The sequence below is a fragment of the Paenirhodobacter sp. genome, assembly GCF_050177655.1.
Lineage (GTDB): Bacteria > Pseudomonadota > Alphaproteobacteria > Rhodobacterales > Rhodobacteraceae > Rhodobacter.
Genome location: NZ_JBFXGV010000040.1, coordinates 1 through 19,918, shown reverse-complemented (window position 1 = coordinate 19,918; position 19,918 = coordinate 1). Strand labels below are relative to the sequence as shown.

Below are 19,918 nucleotides of genomic sequence, written 5' to 3'. Positions count from 1 at the left end.
TCAGCCCCCCACCCGCAGATCGCTCCCCCATTGCATCGTCAGGAGTCCATTATGTTGAAGAGATGCCTTGCCGCCTCGGTCTGCGCGGTCCTGTTCCCAGGTCTTGCGCTGGCCGACACGCTGACGGAGATCGACTATTCCGCGCCGCCGGCCTCCGGCAAACTCGCCGTGATCGGGATCGCTCCGGGCATGACCCTCGACGACGCCCGCGCGGCGATGGAGAAGCGCGGTCTGGAGCTGTCGACCACGAAGGTCGATCTGCGCGCCTCCTCACCCAAGGGCAAAACCTTCGATCTGTCGGCGGTGGCGAAGTTCGGCACGGCCGGCGTGGGCCTCAACACCCGCATGTCCGGGGCCGGCTATGAAGAGGTCGGCGGCACGGTGGATCTGGGGGCGCTTGGCGGTCGGATCATCTCGGTCGGCCGCACGATCCAGGGCAGCAACGCGGATCTGCCGAAGCCGGACGAACTGCTCGCGCAGCTCACCGAAGAATATGGTGAGCCGTCGCTCGTGGAGGTCGATCACGGCGGAAAAATGACGATCCTTTACGGCTGGGACGAGGCGGGCGCGAAGCTGACCGCGCTGGATCAGGCGGCCCCGCTTGAGATGGAGGAGAAGACCAGATCCGGGACCTCGACGACAGAATACGTCCCCTGCGTGTCCTCCGGCTTCGGCACGATGCAGGTGGAATACGACGGGCTGAACAGCGACAAGCCCATCGCGCCGGGATGCTCGGCCCGCTATCAGGTCGTTTACGACTCGAAGGCCGGGCAGTCGAAGATCCGGTTCTCGCTCACGGATTTCGCACGGGCGCGCAAGGCGCGCGAGGAGACGGATCGCCAGATCAACGAGGCCCTGACCGGGACGGCCAAGGCCTCGAACATGGATCTGTAACGGGGCGGCGCGGTCAGGCCCGGGGCCGCGCCCCGTCATTTTCGCGCCATCACCCGGTACATCCGGCCGTTGTAGCGGGCGAGATCGGACAGCCCCGCCGCCCGCCAGCCCCTCAGCTCGTATCCTTCGGGGACAACGATGACCGGCCGGGTGTGGCTCTCGACAAGCTGGATGCCGATGCGGTCGCGCAGGGCGACGAACTGTTCAAGCTCCGCATTCACAGTGGCCCGTTCGGCCTCCAGCCCCGCAAGTTCCGCCCCGGCGACGCCGAGGCTCTGCTCGACACTCGCCCGCTGCGCCGCAAGCTGTGCCTCAAGGGCCGCGAGGGCGCGTGCGCCGTCTTCCCGGGCCGCCGCCAGTTCCCTTGCATTCGCGGCCCGGATCGTATCGACCTCCTGCCTCGCCCCATCGACCAGGCGGCTGGCGCCCCATACCGCCAACAGCAGGATGCCTGCGGCGACGAGACAGATCCCACCGAGCGCGGCCCACGTCAATTTCACCTGTCGCCGGAGCAAGATCCCGTTGGCGTCCAGCCGGGTTCTCAGCTCCTCGTTATCGGCGCGCAGAACTGCCAGTGTCGCCTTTTCCGCAGCGACATGCCCCGAGACCGAGAGCATCATCAGCCGGATCTGCTTTCCTTCGACGTCGAGTTTCCGCCCGATGCCGTCAGCATGCTCCGCGAGGCCTTGCTTCAGGCGATCCAGCTCGCCCGTGGCATCGTCTTCTTCAGCCCGACGCCGTTGCCGCAATTCCGCGATCCGCGCGTCCAGATCAATGGTCATCGCCCGATCTCCCTGTTCCGAAAGGCCGAGGCAGGAAGATCGTGGTCCCGCACCCGTTCGGCCGCGTTTTCCTGCTCCCGGGCCAGCTCCGGGGCAGACAGGCGCGCTTTCAGCCGGTCCCACAGCGAGGTGACGACGGTCACCGCTTCCCGCAGCGCCGGACCGATCTGCAGGGCCTCGACCCGTTCGCGCAGCGCCCTGTCGCGGATTTCCCACCCGGAACCCTGCGCCGGACGCCCGACCTTGCCGGTCAGCACCCCGACGATGACCAGCACCGCGACAGCCGCCGCTTCCTGCGCGACGCGTCGTGCAATCACCGCCTTCTCGGCCTCGAACGCTTGTCTGTCGTCCTGAAGCCGGCGGGCACTCGCTTCGGCCTCATTTCCGGCGGCGGCCCTGATCTCTTCGGCGGCGGAAATCAGATCCGTCGCCTTCTGTTCTGCCGCGCTCCTGATCTTGCGGACCTCCTCCTCCGCCGCCAACCGGAGGGCGGCAGCGTGCTTTCTGCGCGCCGTCGCCACGGCCCGGTCCTGCGCCGCCGCAGATCGTTCGGCTTTGGCCTCGGCATGGAGTCCCTCCGCCTGATGCAGCCTCGCCTCAAGATCGCGAGCCATTCTCTCCGCCGAGGCACTCAGCTCATCCTCCTGATCGGCGAGGTCGCTCACCATCTCCTCCATCTGCCTCAGCGTGCGGGCGTTGCGGCTGGCCTCGTCCTTGCGGGCGCGCCATTGCTGCCGCGACAGCCGCTCCCGCTTCGGGCCGGTGCGGGTCAGGCCGGAAGGCAGTCCCACTTCGCGGTGATACTGGTCCTGAAGCTCGCGGGCCCGCGCGCGATAGGCATGATTGCCATGCTTCACCGCCGTCTTGTCGTCATGTCCTTCGCCTCGGGCCCCGGCTTCGGCCTCACTCTTGGCCAGCCAGCACGGGTTCAGATCCCGGGCAGAACAGGCGGGATCATCCAGCGGCAAGACGTAGGCGTGCAGATGCGGGTGCTCCTCGTCGACATGTTCGATCACGCTCACCAAGCGCTCACCAAAGAGGCCACGCAGAAACGTCAGGTTCCGCTCCACCCAGGCGTCATAGTCCCGCCGGGCTTCCGGGTTTCCCATGACCTGCGCGGTCAGATGCGGATGCGATGCCACCGCCGTCAGCAGGGTGTGACGGTCGGCGCGGATACCCCGGCGCGCCGACCGGCCATCCTTCAGCGTGACCGCGACACTGCCCGCGGCCACCATCTCGTCATGCAGGCGCTGCACCTCCTGAGGCGACACGCCGGCGATCACCCGGAAGGGGCGCGGTTCGGACACGTGTGTCGAGAACATCGGATCGCGCCGCGCCTCTGCCAGAACCTGTTCGACCGACTGGCCTGTCTTGTTGGGCTTGCGGGAATAGGTCTGCAGGTGGAAAAACTGGGGTCCGGCCATGGCTCAGCCCCCGTTGCCGGAGAAACGCAATATGGACCGACTATTATGTTGCAAGCAACATGTCGGCGAAGGCGCTGCGCCCCTCGACCCAACCAGCGGCTGCGCCGCCGATCCGTCCCGGATCGAAGCCGCCAATGGCGGCTGCAAAACCCGACCTTCGCCAGCCTTGTGACGGGCGCTCCGGTCGGGTTTTGCGGAAGTGCCATCTGCGGTTCCTGATTGCCTGATCGATGCCTGAGGCCGCTGACTTACCATGGTCATGCTTGCCTCCGTGCGCAGGCCCGGATCAGCTCCGCAGTCAGGATGCCACTGACCGCTTTTCCGCGCGTTTCCTGTCTTACCAAACCGATGAACGCCCGCGCAGCATTCCTCACTCGGAAGCGATCAGTTCGTTCCGCATTGCGATCCGCCAAGAGCAGGCAGAGCGAGGTTCGCATCTCTCCCAACCTGTCACGCGCGGCATCCCAATCCGAACCGGACACACCCAGCATCATCGCCCGCTCTCTCGCCCCAAGCCCGATGCAGCGCCAACTCGGGCTGTGCAGACACCCGTCAGCTTCGGCGTAAAGCTCGATTGCCTCACGCAACTCCTCTCCGGCCAGTGCCAAAACCTGTCCAATGCCGATGCGTTGCGGCTCGGGCGCGGCGTCGTCGTGTCTCTTACAGGTTTCGATTTTCTTTTGAGGATTGGTATTAGGTCGGACAGAACTGTCCGACGGCGCGGTCTGGATTGTCCGACCGGAATTCGTCGAAAACTCGGTGACGATGGTTTCGAGCACATCGATGATCGCAGCCAGTCGCTCGCCGTCCCGCACCTCGGAGGGGCGCAGACGCGGGAAAGCCTCGCGGGCGGCCGCCAGCGCCTCGGGGGCGTCGAGGTTGCGGATCTGGCGAATGAGATCGTTGGCGCGCCGCCGGTCGTCCTTCAACCGTTCGGCGCCGATTGCAACGCTTCGCTGCCAGGCCAGAAATTCACCAGCGCGCTCAATCAACGGAGCAAGGTTGATGCCGCCGACCAAAAGGATCCGCCCATCCCCGGCGCGGCGGCCAAAGCGCTTGCCGTTGGCAGCGCCGGTGCGGCGGATCAACCCGCAGGCCTCCAGCCGCGTCTCGATCCGGGCAATGCGGCGCACATTGAAGCCAAGGCGATCAGACAGTCCAGAGACCTTCTCCCAGAAGCCGCAGATCCGATCGGGCAAGAAATCCTCTGAGCGCACCAGCCGGAAGGCACAGCGCAGGTAGCCCAAATCTTCGTCGCGCAAACCCAACCGGTTGCGCAGCTTTTGCAGGACATCCAGCAGCTCGAATGGCGACATACCCTCAGGCAGACCGCAATGCGTGAGGGTGGTGCTCATGCTCCCGCCCTCTCTGCTAGTTCCGAAATCCGGCTTGCTTGGCGGCACACCGCACAGTAGGTTTCAGCTACGGAGTAATTTTCCATTTGGTCGTCGGAGCGGGTTGCAGCCCCTCCGGCGACTTTCCGTTTGTGGCTCCTCTCATCCGGGAAACCGTCCCGAGAAAGGTTCGCCACACCCCGATTTTCCGCAATGAAATCAACGGGGTATTTTCGCGGGTTCGCCACGCCAAGCCACTGAAATCCGGGAATTGCCCCATTCCCTCCGGGCCTACCAGATCCCCCCGCCGCGCAAAGGGAAACGGGGGCCACTTGGCCCCCGCCCCTGCCGCCGCGACGAAGCGTTCAGCCCTGCACGGGCGTCACCGCCATCGCCTTGTTCACCTTGCCCTTCAGCTCCCAGCTGACCGAGACCTTCTCGCCGGTCTTCAGCGTGGTCATGTCGAAGGTTTTCTTGAGCCGGTAGGTGCTGCCGTCGGCCAGCGTGATCACGCGATGGGCGGTGTCGATCGTCTTGATCGTGCCGGTGGTCGTGGTGGCGCCGGCGGCCATCGCCAGCGAGGCCGAGCCCAGCGCCAGAACGGTGACCACGGGAAGAAGGAAGGAACGCATGTCGTGCTCCGTGAAAGCGGCCCGCTGCGGGGCCGGAAAGCGAAGCCGTCAGGGTTGTCGCGTCGGTGGCGAAACCACCCGGCAGCCCCCGGCCTCACCACGAATCTAGCAGCGCCGCAGCGGGCCGTCAGCCGGGGGGCCAGGGCTTGTGACGGGGCGTGAGCGGCGGATGACTTCGGCGTGAGAGCGATGTCGCAAACCGGCCTTCGGTGTCGCGAACAGCCGGGCACCGCGGCGGCGCGGGCCGCGGAAATCACGCCTGCGAGACAACCCTGTCAGCGCCGCGCCGAAAGCCCTTCGGACCCGGTGCCGGCGCTCAGCCGACGACCATGTCGTCGCGGTGAATCAGCGCCGCGCGCCCCGGGTAGCCGAGGATCTCGGCGATCTCGCGCGAGCGGTGGCCGGCGATCTTGTGCGCCTCCTCGGCGGTGTAGCGCACGAGCCCCTTGGCGAGGATCGCGCGGTCCGGCCCCGCGATCGCCACCGGCTCGCCACGGCCGAAATGGCCGACGACCGCGGTGACCCCCGCGGGCAGGAGCGAGCTGCCCGACATCAGCGCCTCGACCGCGCCGGCATCGACGAAGATCTCGCCGCGCGGCTTCATCGCCGCGATCCAGCGCTTGCGCGCCGCCTGCGGGTCGCCCTCGGGCAGGAACCAGGTGCAATTCGCCCCCGCGGCGAGCGCGGAAAGCGGGCGCGCCACCGAGCCCTCCATGATCGCCATCGCGCAGCCGCCGGCGACCGCGGTCTTGGCGGCGAGGAGTTTCGTCTTCATGCCCCCCTTCGAGAGGCCCGAGATCGGATCGCCCGCCATCGCCTCGATCTCCGGGGTGATGTGCTCGACCACCTCGAAGCGCGTGGCGGAGGGGTCTTCCTTCGGGTTCGCGGTGTAAAGCCCGTCGACGTCGGAGAGCAGGATCAGCTGATCCGCCCCCGCCGTCACCGCGATCTGCGCGGCGAGGCGGTCGTTGTCGCCAAAGCGGATTTCGTCGGTCGCAACCGTGTCGTTTTCGTTGACGATCGGCACGACGCCAAGGCCCAGCAGCGTCTCCATCGTGGCGCGGCTGTTGAGGTAGCGGCGGCGGTCGTCAGTGTCCTCGAGCGTGACGAGCACCTGCGCCGTGGTCACGCCATGGGGGGCGAGCGCCTCCTCATAGGCGCGGGCGAGCTGGATCTGGCCCACCGCGGCGGCGGCCTGCGATTGTTCGAGCGGCAGCGCGCCCAAGGGCAGCCCCAGCACGCGGCGGCCCAGCGCGATCGAGCCGGAAGACACCAGCACCACGTCGCAGCCGCGCTTGCGCGCCGCGGCGACGTCCTCGGCCAAGGCCACGAGCCAGTCGCGTTTCAGACCCCGCGGCCCGACGAGCAGCGCCGAGCCGATCTTGATGACGAGACGGCTCGCCGCCGCCACATCCGGTTTCACGGTTGCCACGATCCGCCCTCTTCGGTGTCGTCATCCCCGCCCGAGATCTCGGCCCAGAGCGCGCGCAGAACCTCGTTCACGCCCTTGCGCGAAACGCCCGACATCAGCAGCACCGGCCCGTCGACGGCCTTTTCGAGCGAGCGCTTGCGGCTCGCGAGCGTCTTCGCGTCGAGCGCGTCGATCTTGTTCAGCACCGTGATCCGGGGCTTCGTGAACAGTTCCTCGGAATAGGCCTCGAGCTCACCGATGATGGTGCGGTAATCCTTGGTGATCGTGCTCGAAGTGCCGTCGACGAGGTGCAAAAGCACCGAGCAGCGCTCGACATGGCCGAGGAACTGGTCGCCAAGGCCGCGCCCCTCGGAGGCGCCCTCGATCAGGCCGGGGATATCCGCCATCACGAATTCCTTGCCGTCGATGCCGACGACGCCAAGGTTCGGCACGAGCGTGGTGAAGGGGTAATCCGCGATCTTCGGACGCGCGTTGGAAACCGCGCTCAGGAAGGTCGATTTGCCGGCGTTCGGCAGGCCCAGAAGCCCGGCGTCGGCGATCAGCTTGAGCCGCAGCCAGAGCGTGCGCTCGACCCCCTCCTGCCCCGGGTTCGCGCGTTGCGGCGCCCGGTTGGTGGAGGATTTGAAATGCAGGTTGCCCCAGCCGCCATTGCCGCCCTTGGCGAGCAGAACCTTCTGCCCCGGCTGGGTGAGATCGGCGAGCACGGTTTCCTCGTCCTCGTCGATGATCTCGGTGCCGACCGGCACCTTCAGCACGATGTCCTCGCCATCCTTGCCGGTGCGCTGCGAGCCCATGCCGTGCTGACCCGACTGCGCGAAGAAATGCTGCTGATAGCGGAAGTCGATGAGCGTGTTCAACCCCTCGACCGCCTCGGCCCAGACCGAGCCGCCCTTGCCGCCGTCGCCACCGTCGGGGCCGCCGAACTCGATGAATTTCTCGCGCCGGAAGCTGACGCAGCCCGCGCCGCCGCCGCCCGAGCGGATGTAGACCTTGGCGAGATCGAGGAATTTCATCGGTATCGTCCTTGTTGCAAGGCGCCCGTTTACGCGCAGCCGCGCAAATCTTCAAGCGGCGCATGGGGGCGCTGCCCCCAAACCCCCGAGGTATTTCTGGCAAGATGAAAGCCCTTCCCCTTCATCTTGCCGAAAATACCTCGGGAGGGTCCGGGAGGGCAGCGCCCTCCCGGTGACGCGGGAGCCGCGCTCAGCCCATCTTCTTCAGATAGGTCCAGGTCGGCACCCGTGCGCAGCGCGCGACCGACCAGCTTTCGGCATCGCCGAGATATTCGAAGCCGCAATGGGTCAGGACACGGGCGGAGCCGGGATTGTCCTGGAACACCTCGGCAAAGAGGGTGCGGCTGCCATGCGGATTGGCCGCGACCAGCGCCGAGACCGCCTCCGAAGCGAAGCCGGTATTCCAGAAGCCCGGGCCGACCCAATAGCCGACCTCGGACTGATCCTCGCCGAGATGGGTGAGCGAGACGACGCCGAGCACCTCGCCCAGCCCCTGCGCCGAGCCGTCCATCGCCCAGACGTCCTCGCTCCGCTTGTCGGAGAGGGAGCGGGCGACATAGGCCTCCGCGGTGCCGGGCGGCAGCGGATGCGGGATCGCGCGGGTGCCCTCGGCGACGCGGCGATCGGCGGTATACATGCTGATGAGACCGGCGTCGGAGCGACGCAGCGGACGCAGCACGAAGCGCTCCGCCGAGATCACGGGTTGCGCCGAAAGGGTTTCCTGAAACATCGCGCTCCTCCTCGAAACGCCGGCCTTCTGGCCGTAAACCTTAAATTGGGCAGGTTGATGGCGATTTAAACCCAACCTGTTGAAATTCCGTTCCCCGTCCCGCCCCTCGCCGCCTCCCTGCCGCGAGACCGTCGGGCGAAACGAGAGGGGGGACCGGCCTTTCAGCCGATCCCCCCCTTGTCTCACCGGGTTGCGGTTCGGCTTATTCGGCCGCCTCCGCAACGGGAAGAACCGAAATGAAGGTGCGGCCCTTGAGCCCCTTGTGGAAGGTGACCTTGCCTTCGGTGACGGCGAAGATGGTGTGATCACGGCCCATCATGACGCCTTCGCCCGGCCACCAGGTGGTGCCGCGCTGACGCACGATGATGTTGCCCGAGATCGCGGCCTGACCGCCGTAGAGCTTCACGCCAAGGCGACGACCGGCCGAGTCGCGGCCGTTGCGGGACGAACCGCCTGCTTTCTTGTGTGCCATGGTGGATTACTCCTGAGCTGCAGCGGCTTTTTTCGCGCGCTTCGGTTTCGCGGGAACCTCGGCAGCCGGAGCGCCGTGAACGGCGCGGCGGGCCGAAGCGGTGCCGACGGCTTCCTTCACGCCCGAGGCATCGGCGCCCGAGGCGAGAACCTCGGTCACGCGCACCAGCGTCAGCTGCTGACGGTGGCCACGGGTACGCTGCGAGGAGTGTTTCCGGCGGCGCTTGTGGTAGGTGATGACCTTGTCGGCCTTGATCGTGTCGATGACCTCGGCCACGACCGCGGCGCCGGCCACGGTGGGCGCGCCGACGGTGACGCTGTCGCCACCAACCATCAGGATCTCGTTGAACTGGACTTTTTCACCAGCCACGGCAGCGATCAGTTCCACGCGGAGCACGTCGCCCGCCTGAACCTTGTATTGCTTGCCGCCAGTCTTGAGGACCGCAAACATGCGTTCTTCCTTTTCTCAGCCGCGCCCTGTGGCCCCCTTACGGTGTTGCCGGGTTTCCCCGCCTCGGACAGCGCGCCCTCACGGGCGTTGTTGCAAATGATAGGCCCAGCACGAAGAGACTCCGGGCCGGGTTGGCGGCTTATCGGGGATCGGGGGCGGTGAGTCAAGCGGTTTCGGGGCGATCGCGGCCTCCCGCCCCGGGGTCGCGAGAGAGCCGTTGCCGCGACCGCAAATCAAGCATATGATTGATTCATGGACTCGCAAAGACACGCTTATATCCGCAAGGACGCGCGACGCGCGATGATCGCCGAGGCGGCACGCGCGCTGATTCTCGAGGAGGGCTATGCCGCACTGCGCACCCGCACCGTGGCCGCGCGCGTCGGCATCAATATCTCGACGCTGCATTTCCACGTGGCGAACAAGGCCGAGCTCGTGGCGCTGGTGGCGGACAGCACGCGCGACGCCTTCCTCGCGCGGCTGCCCCCGGCCCCCGATCCCGCGCGCCCCGCCCGGGCGCAGCTGCGCGCCGAGGCGCAGGCCTATCACGACAGCCTGCGCGACGCCCCGGAGCTCGCCGCCTGTTTCGCCCAGCTGCGCCAGATCGCCGGGACCGAGCCGGAGATCGCCGCGAAGCTCGAGGATTTCGCGCAGGGCTGGTGCCAGCGCCATGTCGAGATCCTCGCGATCGGCCGGGCGCAGGGCGTGTTCCGCGCCGATCTGGCGCCCTTGCCGGCGGCGCTCGCGCTCACCGGCGCGCTCACCGCCTTCGCAGCGCGCGGGCCGGGCGGGCGCGCGATGTTCTGGCCGGTCTTCGACGAGATCGAACGCGGCTTTCTCGCCCCCGGGCGCACCCAGGAGGAAGGACAATGAAATTTTCCGACATGGCCGAGCGGCAGATCCTCAAGGCCCAGGCCGAGGGGCAGTTCAATAAACTCAAGGGCGCGGGTAAGCCGCTCGATCTTTCCGGCGACGGCAGCGCGGATGCGGTGGGCTTCCGGATCATGGCCGAGGCCGGGGCGCTGCCGCGCGAGATCGAATTGCGCAAGGCGGTCGAGGCGCAGACCCGCGTCGTCGCGGCCGCCCCCGATGCGGAAACGCGCAGGCAGGCGGTGAAAAAGCTCGCCGATCTGCAGCTGCGCCTCGACATCGAGCAGGAGGCGCGGCGCCGCTTCTACGGCAGTTGAACGCGCTCAGGCGTCCCAGCGCGCCAGTGCCTCCTCCGGCGTGATCCGCGCCAGCGCCGAGCCCGGGCCGATCGCGCCGGGCGTTGCCGAGAGCTTCGGCGCGGGGGCCGGCTGGCGCATGCCCTCGTGGTCGAGATAGACGCCGCGCGCCACGTTATGCGGATGCGCCGCCGCCTCGGCGAGGCTCAGCACCGGCGTCGCGCAGGCATCCGAGCCGTCGAAGACCAGCGCCCATTCCGCCCGCGTCCTCTCGAGGAAACGCGCGGCGAGCGCGGCGCGCAGCGCGGGCCAGCGGGTGCGGTCGGCGCGGTCGGGCAGCTCGCCCGGGGCGAACCCGGCGAGGCGCTGGAACTCGATCCAGAATTTCTCCTCGATCGGGCCGATCGCGACATGGCCGCCGCCCTTGCAGGGATAGGTGCCATACCAGGGCAGCGCGCCGTCGAGCAGGCTGGTGCCGCGCCGCCCGTCCCAGACGCCGTTCGCGACGAGCCCGTGGATCATCGTCATCAGATGCGCGACGCCATCGGTGATCGCGGCATCGACGACCTGCCCCTGCCCCGTCGCCTGCGCATGCCAGAGCGCGGCCATCATCCCGAAGGCGAGATACATCGTGCCGCCGGCGAAATCGCCCACGAGGTTGAGCGGCACCACCGGCTGTTCGGGCGTGCCGATCGAACCGAGCGCGCCCGAGAGCGCGATGAAATTGATGTCGTGACCGGCGGTCGGGGCGAGCGGCCCGCTTTGCCCCCAGCCGGTCATCCGCCCATAGACGAGCCGCGGGTTTTCCGGAAAATCGGCGGGGCCGAGGCCGAGCCGCTCCATCGCGCCCGGGCGCATCCCCTCGATCAGCGCATCGGCGCGCGCGATCAGCCGGCGCGCCAGCGCCTTGTCGGCGGGGGACTTGAGGTCGAGCTCGAGCACGTCGCGGCCGCGCTCGATCGGGTCGTTCTCCATGCCGAGCACATTGCCCGCCGCCCCGCCCGCGCCCGGGCGCGCGATGCGGATCACCTCGGCGCCCATGTCGGCGAAAAGCTGCGCGGTGAAGGGGGTGGGGCCGAGGCCCGAGATCTCGACGATGCGGAGCCCGGCGAGCGGGCCTTGCGGCAGGGTGGTCATCTGTCTTCCTTCTCCGGCGGCGCGCAGCCGGGGGTTTTGCACCCCCGGACCCCCGCAAGGTATTTCCGGCAAGATGAAAGGGTAAAGCCGGCGCGCGCGTGACGCAGCGTCAGGGCTTCGGCGCGGGGAAATCGGCGCGGAACAACGCCCATTCCTCGATCACCCGGCCGTCGGGCAGATGGCACCAGCCGCTCTCGCCGCCGTCGGCCGCGGTGCGGATCTCGAGCGTGCCGCCCAGCGCGACGCAATGCTGAGAGGCGGGATTGGCGAGGCCCGGCGCCGCGTTCTCCGGCGCCGCGCAGGCGGCGAGCGGGATCAGACCGGCCAGCAGGATCACACGCGCCATCGCCTCAGCTCCCCGCCTTTTCCTCGAGCGCCAGCCATTCCTCCTCGGCCGCCTCAAGCGCGGTCTGGCGTTCGGCCAGCATCTCGGTCGCCTTCTTGAACTTCACCGGTTCGCGGGTGAAAAGCTCGGCATCGGCAAGCAGATCGACGAGCTTGCGGATCTCGAATTCGAGCTTCTCGATGATCCCGGGCAGCGCCTCGAGCCGGTGTTTTTCGGTGAAGCTGAGGCCGGATTTCTTCGGCGCCTCCTTCGGCGCTTGGGCCGGGGTGTCGGGCTTTTTCGCCGCGGGCTTCGGCGCGGGTGCAACCGGCGCCGCGCTCAGCGCCTTTTGCGCCTGATAATCCGACCAGCCGCCGGCATAGACCGTCGCGCGCCCGTCGCCCTCCATCGCGATCGTCGTCGTCGCGACGCGGTCGATGAAATCGCGGTCGTGGCTCACCAGCAGCACGGTGCCGTCATACTCGCCCAGAATATCCTGCAGCAGATCCAGCGTTTCCACGTCGAGATCGTTCGTCGGCTCGTCGAGCACCAGCAGATTCGACGGTTTCGCCATGATCCGCGCCAGCAGAAGCCGCGCGCGTTCACCGCCCGAAAGCGAGCCGATCGGCGCGCGCGCCTGCATCTCGTCGAAAAGGAAATCCTTGAGGTAAGCCACGACATGTTTCGGCACGCCGCGCACCATCACCTGATCGGAGCGCCCCGACACCCGCATGTCGGGGTCGTTCACCATCCCGTCCCAAAGCGTCATGCTCAGATCGAGCGTCGCGCGCGCCTGATCGAAAACCGCCATCTCGAGATTGGTGCCAAGGCTGACACTGCCCGCATCGGGCGCGATCTCGCCGGTGAGCATCTTCAGAAGCGTGGTCTTGCCCACGCCATTCGGCCCGACGAAGGCGACGCGGTCGCCGCGCAGCACGCGCAGGTCGAACCCTTTGACGATCGCCTTCGCGCCGAAACTCTTCTCGAGCCCCTTCGCCTCGATCACCCGCTTGCCCGAGGCGGTGCCGCTTTCCAGCTCCATCGCCGCGGTGCCCTGCCGCCGGATCTGCCCCGCACGTTCGGCGCGCAAGGCCTGCAGCGCGCGCACGCGCCCCATGTTGCGCTTGCGCCGCGCGGAAATGCCCTCGACCGCCCATTTCGCCTCGGCCTTGATCTTGCGGTCGAGCTTGTGGCGCGCCTCGTCCTCCTCGGCCCAGACCTGTTCGCGCCAGTCCTCGAAAGCCTCGAAGCCGCGCTCCTGCCGGCGCACCGCGCCGCGGTCGATCCAGAGCGTCGCGCGCGTCAGATGCCGCAAAAAGGCGCGGTCGTGCGAGATGATGACATAGGCGGTGCGGGTGTCGCGCAGGTAGTTTTCGAGCCAGCCGATCGCCTCGATGTCGAGGTGGTTCGTCGGCTCGTCGAGCAGCATGAGTTCGGGCGCCTCGGCCAGAAGCTTCGCCAGCGCCGCGCGCCGCCGCTCCCCGCCCGAGGCGGTGGAAACCGGCGCATCGGGGCGGAATTTCAGCCCCTCGGCGACGACATCGACCTTGTAGGCCTCCCCCTCGGGCAGGCCCGAGGCGGCAAAGGCGCCAAGCGTGGCAAAGGCCGACAGATCCGGCTCCTGCTCCATATAGCCCACGCGGGTGCCGGTGGGCACGACGCGGCTGCCCTGGTCGGGCTCGACCATCCCCGCCATCACCTTCATCAGCGTCGACTTGCCCGAGCCGTTGCGCCCGACGAGCGCGACGCGGTCGCCCTCCTGCACGGTGAGGTCGAGCCCGTCGAAAACGGGATTGCCGCCAAAGGTGAGCGAGATGCCGGTGAGCTGAAGAAGAGGTGCGCGTGCCATGGCTCTCCGCTAGCCGGGCGGCGCGCAAAGGTCAACGGGCGGAGGGGGCGCCGCCCCCGCTCCTGCGGAGCCCCCCGGGATATTTGATCCCTTTGGAAGACCGTTTCTACAGAGCGGAAATATCCCGGGGGAGGCGAAGCCGGGGGCAGAGCCCCCTCCCCCGTTGCCCCCGCCCTCGTTTCCAAAGTGTGGAAATATCCCGGGGGAGTCTGCGGCACGCAGACGGGGGCAGCGCCCCCTAGCCGGCCACCATCCGCAGCGCCCGCGCCCGCGCCGGGGGAATCGCGCCGATCTCGAGCCCGGTGAAGACATGCAGCGTGCCGAGATCCTCGTCGACCACGGCATGATCGCTGACCCAGCCGCCCATCACCAGATAGGTCCGCAGAAGCGGCGGCATCCGCAGCATCGCGAGCTTCGGATCGCCCTTGCGGCCGAGCAGCGCGCGCGCGTAGCGCACCACCTTCGGCGCCTTCACCCGCGGTAACCAGCGGCGCGGCGCGAGGTGGCGCTCGGCCAGCACCGCGAAAGCGTCGGCATAGCGCTCCCAGTCGGTGCCGGTGAAGGAGGAGCAGCCGAAGAGCATCTCCACCCGCCCGGCATCGACGAAGCGCGTCATCGCCCCCCAGGCGACGCGCAGGATGTCGGGATCGTGGACCTCCGGGTCGATGCAGAATCGCCCCATCTCGACCATCCGCCCGGGATATCCCGCAAGCGCCGAGAGATTGTAATATTGCGCCGAATAGCTGCGCCCGATCTGCGCCCCGCTTTCCAGCGGCATCAGCCGGAAACAGCAGACGAGCCGGCCCGAGGCCAGCTCCTCGACGAGGACATGTTCGCAGATCGCGTCGAAATCGTCGGCATCGCAGCGCTCCGCCGCCGCCCCCCCGCGGAAACTGCGCCCGCGCAACGCCTGGGCGGCGTGCAGATCGTCCGGCGTTGCGGCGAGACGCGCCGCGTATCGTCCTTTCGAAAGCGACAGCAGCATGGCGTCCCCGCAGCTCCCCGCAGCCCGATGCATTGCCCGGGCATGATAGGCGAAACGGGCGCGGCGGGAAAGCGAATCCCGCCGCAGCGCGGCAAGATCACTTCAGGAGCTGGCCCGCGGAGACCTTGCCGATCGAGCCGAGCAGCTCGCGCACGATGCCGATGCCCTTGATGTTCGACTTCGTCACGCGCCGCGACAGCACCACGACCTGGCCGCGTTCGAGGCCGAAGCGCTCGACATTCTCGACCACGCCCTTCGGCGTGAAGCTGACCACCAGAACCTGGCGGTCGATCTCCTGCGGCGCGCGGCCGCCGTAATATTTCCAGCGCGAGCCGACGTAATACCAGGCGGATCCTTCCAGCACCCCGGTCGAGGTCGGCCGGCCGATCGCCGTGGCGACATCGTCGCGCGTGCTCTTGCCCACGGCGACCTGCGCGAGGTCTTCCTCGGTGGGCACATAGCCATGGTTGCGATAGATCGCGGTGCAGCCCGCAGCCAGAAGGGCCGCGCCAAGCGCCAGCACAAGCGCGCTGCGCCGCGTCACGGTTCCGGTTGTCACCTGTTACCCCCTCTTGCCTCACGGCCCGCGGCCTTTTATCCCGCTTACAACAGGTTGCGGCGGCCCTCAAGCATTCAGGCGCCGCCCCCGACGTTCAGGAGCCTACACATGACCGAGACCGACCTGCCCTGGAGCCAGCGGCTCCGCCCCGCCGATCTCGCCGGGCGCAAGCCGACGCGCTTCGACCTCTCCCCCGACGCCGAAATGCGCGCCGCGATCGCCGACTGGGCCGGGATCGAGGCGCTCGAGGCGCTGCGCCTCAAGGGCAGCCTGACGCCGATGGGCCGCACCGACTGGCTTTTGCAGGCGGAGTTCACCGCGCGCGTGGTGCAGGCCTGCGTCGTCACCCTCGCCCCCGTCACCACCGATCTGAGCGAGGGGATCGAGCGGCGCTATCTCGCCGATATGCCCGAACCCACCGGCGAGGAGATCGAGATGCCCGAGGACGACTCGGCCGAGCCGCTGCCCGATGCGATCGACCTCGCGGCGGTGGCGCTCGAGGCGCTCGAGCTCGCGCTGCCGCTTTATCCGCGCGCCCCCGGCGCCGAGCTGGGCGAGGCGATCGCCGCCGAAGAGGGCGTCGCCCCGATGCGCGACGAGGACACCCGCCCCTTCGCGAACCTGCGCGACCTGCTCAAAAACCGGGACGACGATGAAAAGAACGGCGCAGACGAGGGCTGAGACGCCGCTTTCGCCGCCCCTTGAAAAGGCCTGAAAATAGGACTTGCAACGAGGCGGAATCGCAGTATGTTCCCGGCCTCATTCGAACATTGGGTCCGCACCCGTCGCGCGATGTCGTGAGAGTGACGAATCCGAAGGAAAATCAGGGCGATGGCCCGCAACCGGGCCGCAATGCCCCCGAACACCCGAGGTTGACACCATGGCTGTCCCGCAGAACCGAGTCACGCGCTCCCGCCGCAACATGCGCCGCGCGCATGACGCCCTCGTCGCCGCTAACCCGGCCGAATGCCCGAACTGCGGCGAGCTGAAGCGCCCGCACCACGTCTGCGGCGCCTGCGGCCATTACGATGACCGCGAAGTGGTGGCCCAGGCCGCCGAGGTCGATCTGGACGACGACGCGGCGTAAGCCGCGCCCGCGCCAGACCCTCATGGAGACGCAACCGGATAAGGCGCTCGATCCCGCCGCGGATCGGACCGAGGTTGCCAGATCGCAAGGCCGCGTCCCCGCGGCCGGAGCGCCGGAGAAATCCGGCGCTGTTTTGCGTGGCGATTCGGCGCCGGACGGAACCGCGCATCCCGCGGCCCATGTCGAGAACGTGCTCTCGATCGACGCGATGGGCGGCGATCAGGGCCCTGTCGCGGTGATCGACGGCATCGCCGCGATCCGCCGCACGCGGCCCGGCCTGCGCTTCATCCTGCACGGCCGCGAGGCCGAGCTTGCCCCGCTCGTCGCCGCCCGCGGCCTGAGCGACTGCGTCACCCTGCGCCATGCCGAGGAGGTCGTGACGATGCACGACAAGCCCTCGACGGTGATGCGGCGCGGCAAGGACACCTCGATGTGGTCGGCGATCGAATCGGTGCGCGCGCATGAGGCGGCGGTCGCCGTCTCCTGCGGCAATACCGGCGCGCTGATGGCGGTCTCGATGCTGCGGCTGCGCAAGATCCCCGGGGTGAACCGCCCCGCGATCGCCTCCTTCTGGCCCTCGCGCAACCCCGCCGGCTTCAACGTGATGCTCGACATGGGCGCCGATGTGAAGGCGGAGGCGCGCGATCTGCTCACCTATGCGCTGATGGGCACCTCCTACGCGCGCAATGCGCTGGGGCTGAGCCGCCCGCGCGTCGGGCTGCTCAATGTCGGCACCGAGGAGCACAAGGGCAACGCCGAGCTGAAATCGGCGCATGAGATGATGACGGCCGCGCAGGAGGCCGGCGATTTCGACTTCGTCGGTTTCGTCGAAGGCAACGACCTGCCCTCCGACCGCGTCGACGTGATCGTGACCGACGGTTTCACCGGCAATGTCGCGCTGAAGACCGCCGAGGGCACCGCGAAATTCGCCGCCGAACTGATGCGCGAGGCGCTTACCGCGAACCCGCTCGCCAAGCTCGGCGCGCTGCTCGCGATGGGGCCGCTCAAGCGGCTGAAGCACAAGATCGACCCGCGCCGCTCGAATGGCGGGGTTTTCCTCGGCCTCAACGGCACGGTGGTGAAATCGCATGGCGGCGCCGATGCGACCTCTGTCGCCGCGGCGCTCGACCTGGCTGCCCGCCTCGCCGGGCTCGGCTTTGCCGAGAAGCTCGCGGCGCGGGTTGCCTCTGCGTCAGCCTCGGGGCAGGATGGCGCTCCGCAGGAGGATGGGAGCGAATCCGCAAAATGAAGATCAGAGCCGTGGTCCGGGGCGTCGGCCATTACCTGCCCGAGCGCGTCGTCGAAAACGCGGAATTCGAGAAAAGCCTCGAGACCACCGACGAATGGATCCGCGCCCGCACCGGGATCGAACGGCGCCACGTCGCCGCCGAGGGCGAGACCACCTCGCAGCTGGCGATCAAGGCGGCCCAGGCCGCGCTCGCCGATGCCGGCATCCCGGCGAACCGGATCGACGCGATCGTCGTCGCCACCTCGACCCCGGATTTCACCTTCCCCTCCGTCGCGACGATGGTGCAGGCGGGCATCGGCTCGACCACCGGTTTCGCCTATGACGTGCAGGCGGTCTGCGCCGGCTTCATCTTCGCGCTCGCCAATGCGAACGGGCTGATCGTCTCGGGCCAGGCCGAACGGGTGCTGGTGATCGGCGCCGAGACCTTCTCGCGGATCATGGACTGGACCGACCGCGGCACCTGCGTGCTGTTCGGCGACGGCGCCGGCGCGCTGGTGCTCGAGGCGGCCGAGGGCAGCGGCGCGAATACCGACCGCGGCGTGCTGGCCACCGATCTGCATTCCGACGGCCGCTATCGCGAGCTGCTTTACGTCGACGGCGGCGTTTCCACCAATGGCCTCGCCGGCCATCTGCGGATGCAGGGCAATGCCGTCTTCAAACATGCTGTGGTAAAGCTCGCCGAGACCGCCCATACCGCGCTTGGCAAGATCGGGATGAGCGGCGAGGACGTCGACTGGATCGTGCCGCATCAGGCGAACCTGCGGATCATCTCGGCCACGGCCGAGCGGATGCAGGTGCCGATGGAGCGCGTCGTGCTGACCGTGCAGGACCACGGCAACACCTCCGCCGCCTCGATCCCGCTCGCGCTTTCGGTGGGCAAGGCGCGTGGCCAGATCAAGACCGGCGACCTGCTGGTGACCGAGGCGATCGGCGGCGGCCTCGCCTGGGGCTCGGTGGTGCTGCGCTGGTAAGCCCTTCGGGGTCGCTTTTCCCTCCCAAAGACGTGCCTTTCCCCGGCGCCGGCCCGGGGAGGTGAGTATTTCCGCCAGGAAAACGCCGAAGCGGTCGTTTTTTCGCCTCTGCGCGCGTCTCAACTGCGCCTCGCAAGCCATTGATATTGACTCGGAATGTCATTGCCCCCATCGTGGCCAAAACGATCCGGGGGGATTGACATGTCCGAGAAGACCTTGACGCGGATGGACCTCAGCGAAGCGGTGTTTCGCGAAGTGGGGCTGAGCCGCAACGAATCCGCGCAGCTCGTCGAATCGGTGCTGCGCCATATGTCCGACGCGCTGGCCGAGGGCGAAACGGTGAAGATCTCGTCCTTCGGCACCTTCTCCGTGCGCGAGAAGAGCTCGCGCATGGGGCGCAACCCGAAGACCGGCGAAGAGGTTCCGATCTCGCCCCGCCGGGTGCTTTCCTTCCGCCCCTCGCATCTGATGAAGGACCGCGTCGCCGCCGGCAACGCGGGCTGAGCGCGCCCCCGCGGGGGCGACGGGCCAAGTGACGCAACGGGGACGGCATGAGCAAGTCAGCCGAGGCTTTCCGCACGATTTCGGAGGTCGCCGATCTTCTGGAGACGCCGACGCATGTGCTGCGCTTCTGGGAGAGCAAGTTTCCGCAGATCAAGCCGGTGAAACGCGCCGGCGGGCGGCGCTATTACCGCCCCGCCGATGTCGCGCTGCTGAGCGGGATCAAGCGGCTGTTGCACGACGACGGGATGACGATCCGCGGCGTGCAGAAGCTGATCAAGGAGCAGGGCGCGAAGCAGATCTCCGAGGGGTTCGAGCCCGAGGAGGAGGGCGCCGCAGCCGATGGTGCAGCGGCAGCCCCGCCCGAAAGCGCGCCGGAAACCGCCGTCGAGGAGACCCCTTGGCAGGCGGCCCCGACGCTCGAGACGACAGGCTTCGCCGCCCCGGCCGAGGCGCTGGAGCCTGCGCCCGAGGCTGCGGCCGAACCGGCGCCGCCGCTCGCCGAAGAGGCCCCGCTCGGCGAGCGCCTCGCCCAGCATCCGGCCGAAGACCTGCCCGAGGCCGGCGCCCCGCAGGAAGCCCTCTGGGAGGAGCCCGCCGCAGCCTTCGAAACTTCGGGGATCGCAGCCCCCGCGGAGGCGCTGGAGGTATCGGAGGCCCAGCCCGCCGCGCCGGAGCCCGCCTGGGAACCGCCCGCCGCCTTCGAATCGACAAGCTTCCCGGCCCCGACCGAAGCGCTCGATCCAGCCACGGAGCCCGCGCCAGACCCGGCGCCGCCGCTCGCCGAGGAACCGCCGCTCGCCGAACGCCTCGCACAGCATCCGGTCGAAGCGCTCCCGGAGGCCCATCCCCCGCAGGAGGAGCCTTGGGAGGAGCCCGGTGCCGCCTTCGAAACTTCGGGGATCGCCGCGCCAGCGGAAGCGCTCGCG

General features: G+C 68.3%; 23 protein-coding genes. 9 read left to right on the top strand and 14 right to left on the bottom strand.

The window, feature by feature from the left end:
• The first annotated feature begins 51 nt into the window (after window positions 1-51).
• Window positions 52-894: a hypothetical protein gene (locus tag AB7U46_RS13450; RefSeq protein WP_428337491.1), complete on the top strand. Its 843-nt coding sequence runs from the start codon at window positions 52-54 to the stop codon at window positions 892-894.
• Between the two features lie 35 nt (window positions 895-929).
• Here the strand turns inward: AB7U46_RS13450 and AB7U46_RS13445 are convergent, their stop codons facing one another.
• The 9 genes from AB7U46_RS13445 to rplU form a co-directional block, all read right to left on the bottom strand.
• Window positions 930-1,676 (bottom strand): hypothetical protein, encoded by a 747-nt coding sequence (locus AB7U46_RS13445; RefSeq protein WP_428337490.1) that lies wholly within the window; start codon window positions 1,674-1,676, stop codon window positions 930-932.
• On the bottom strand, window positions 1,673-3,100 hold the full coding sequence (locus AB7U46_RS13440) for a hypothetical protein (protein ID WP_428337489.1): 1,428 nt from the start codon (window positions 3,098-3,100) through the stop codon (window positions 1,673-1,675). The genes AB7U46_RS13445 and AB7U46_RS13440 overlap by 4 nt, the downstream gene beginning before the upstream one ends.
• Window positions 3,101-3,357: 257 nt before the next feature.
• Window positions 3,358-4,455, bottom strand: a complete 1,098-nt coding sequence (locus tag AB7U46_RS13435) for a helix-turn-helix domain-containing protein (protein WP_428337488.1) — start codon at window positions 4,453-4,455, stop codon at window positions 3,358-3,360.
• A gap of 344 nt (window positions 4,456-4,799) precedes the next feature.
• Window positions 4,800-5,066, bottom strand: coding sequence for a DUF1344 domain-containing protein (locus tag AB7U46_RS13430; protein WP_428337487.1), 267 nt, complete (start codon window positions 5,064-5,066; stop codon window positions 4,800-4,802).
• 316 nt (window positions 5,067-5,382) lie between these two features.
• Complete coding sequence (proB, locus tag AB7U46_RS13425; RefSeq protein WP_428337508.1) at window positions 5,383-6,489, bottom strand: glutamate 5-kinase; 1,107 nt, start codon at window positions 6,487-6,489, stop codon at window positions 5,383-5,385.
• Complete coding sequence (obgE, locus tag AB7U46_RS13420) at window positions 6,486-7,511, bottom strand: GTPase ObgE (RefSeq protein ID WP_428337486.1); 1,026 nt, start codon at window positions 7,509-7,511, stop codon at window positions 6,486-6,488. Before obgE ends, proB begins: the two co-directional genes overlap by 4 nt.
• 190 nt (window positions 7,512-7,701) lie before the next feature.
• The gene (locus AB7U46_RS13415) at window positions 7,702-8,241 is read right to left on the bottom strand and encodes a GNAT family N-acetyltransferase (protein ID WP_428337485.1); all 540 of its coding nucleotides are present in this window, start codon (window positions 8,239-8,241) and stop codon (window positions 7,702-7,704) included.
• Window positions 8,242-8,443: 202 nt separating this feature from the next.
• Complete coding sequence (rpmA, locus tag AB7U46_RS13410) at window positions 8,444-8,713, bottom strand: 50S ribosomal protein L27 (RefSeq protein ID WP_428337484.1); 270 nt, start codon at window positions 8,711-8,713, stop codon at window positions 8,444-8,446.
• Between the two features lie 6 nt (window positions 8,714-8,719).
• Window positions 8,720-9,163 carry a 50S ribosomal protein L21 gene (gene rplU / locus AB7U46_RS13405; protein ID WP_428337483.1) on the bottom strand — a complete coding sequence of 148 codons (444 nt, stop codon included), beginning with the start codon at window positions 9,161-9,163 and terminating at the stop codon, window positions 8,720-8,722.
• Between the two features lie 252 nt (window positions 9,164-9,415).
• Between rplU and AB7U46_RS13400 the strand changes: the two genes are divergently transcribed.
• Complete coding sequence (locus AB7U46_RS13400) at window positions 9,416-10,033, top strand: TetR/AcrR family transcriptional regulator (protein ID WP_428337482.1); 618 nt, start codon at window positions 9,416-9,418, stop codon at window positions 10,031-10,033.
• Window positions 10,030-10,347: a DUF1992 domain-containing protein gene (locus AB7U46_RS13395; protein WP_428337481.1), complete on the top strand. Its 318-nt coding sequence runs from the start codon at window positions 10,030-10,032 to the stop codon at window positions 10,345-10,347. The genes AB7U46_RS13400 and AB7U46_RS13395 overlap by 4 nt, the downstream gene beginning before the upstream one ends.
• Window positions 10,348-10,353: 6 nt before the next feature.
• Here AB7U46_RS13395 and AB7U46_RS13390 read toward each other — a convergent pair whose 3' ends face one another.
• The 5 genes from AB7U46_RS13390 to AB7U46_RS13370 all read right to left on the bottom strand — a co-directional run bounded on the left by AB7U46_RS13390 (window position 10,354) and on the right by AB7U46_RS13370 (window position 15,181).
• Window positions 10,354-11,463 (bottom strand): CaiB/BaiF CoA transferase family protein, encoded by a 1,110-nt coding sequence (locus AB7U46_RS13390; RefSeq protein ID WP_428337480.1) that lies wholly within the window; start codon window positions 11,461-11,463, stop codon window positions 10,354-10,356.
• Between the two features lie 109 nt (window positions 11,464-11,572).
• Entirely contained in the window at window positions 11,573-11,809 is a 237-nt protein-coding gene (locus tag AB7U46_RS13385; protein ID WP_428337479.1) for a putative hemolysin, read from the bottom strand.
• A 4-nt stretch (window positions 11,810-11,813) separates the two neighbouring features.
• A complete protein-coding gene (locus tag AB7U46_RS13380; RefSeq protein WP_428337478.1) occupies window positions 11,814-13,637 on the bottom strand; it encodes an ABC-F family ATP-binding cassette domain-containing protein in 1,824 nt (607 codons plus the stop codon).
• Window positions 13,638-13,875: 238 nt separating this feature from the next.
• Window positions 13,876-14,622, bottom strand: a complete 747-nt coding sequence (locus AB7U46_RS13375) for a GNAT family N-acetyltransferase (protein ID WP_428337477.1) — start codon at window positions 14,620-14,622, stop codon at window positions 13,876-13,878.
• Window positions 14,623-14,719: 97 nt separating this feature from the next.
• Window positions 14,720-15,181 carry an outer membrane protein assembly factor BamE gene (locus AB7U46_RS13370; RefSeq protein ID WP_428337476.1) on the bottom strand — a complete coding sequence of 154 codons (462 nt, stop codon included), beginning with the start codon at window positions 15,179-15,181 and terminating at the stop codon, window positions 14,720-14,722.
• Between the two features lie 108 nt (window positions 15,182-15,289).
• Here AB7U46_RS13370 and AB7U46_RS13365 point away from each other — a divergent pair, with 108 nt between their 5' ends.
• The 6 genes from AB7U46_RS13365 to AB7U46_RS13340 form a co-directional block, all read left to right on the top strand.
• Window positions 15,290-15,862 carry a YceD family protein gene (locus AB7U46_RS13365; protein ID WP_428337475.1) on the top strand — a complete coding sequence of 191 codons (573 nt, stop codon included), beginning with the start codon at window positions 15,290-15,292 and terminating at the stop codon, window positions 15,860-15,862.
• A gap of 199 nt (window positions 15,863-16,061) precedes the next feature.
• Window positions 16,062-16,268, top strand: a complete 207-nt coding sequence (rpmF, locus tag AB7U46_RS13360) for a 50S ribosomal protein L32 (RefSeq protein ID WP_121531426.1) — start codon at window positions 16,062-16,064, stop codon at window positions 16,266-16,268.
• A gap of 133 nt (window positions 16,269-16,401) precedes the next feature.
• Window positions 16,402-17,517, top strand: a complete 1,116-nt coding sequence (plsX, locus tag AB7U46_RS13355) for a phosphate acyltransferase PlsX (RefSeq protein WP_428337474.1) — start codon at window positions 16,402-16,404, stop codon at window positions 17,515-17,517.
• A complete protein-coding gene (locus AB7U46_RS13350; RefSeq protein ID WP_428337473.1) occupies window positions 17,514-18,488 on the top strand; it encodes a beta-ketoacyl-ACP synthase III in 975 nt (324 codons plus the stop codon). Before plsX ends, AB7U46_RS13350 begins: the two co-directional genes overlap by 4 nt.
• A gap of 201 nt (window positions 18,489-18,689) precedes the next feature.
• Complete coding sequence (gene ihfA, locus AB7U46_RS13345; RefSeq protein ID WP_428337472.1) at window positions 18,690-18,992, top strand: integration host factor subunit alpha; 303 nt, start codon at window positions 18,690-18,692, stop codon at window positions 18,990-18,992.
• 47 nt (window positions 18,993-19,039) lie between these two features.
• On the top strand, window positions 19,040-19,918 hold an 879-nt coding region (locus AB7U46_RS13340; RefSeq protein ID WP_428337471.1), incomplete at its 3' end, for a MerR family transcriptional regulator.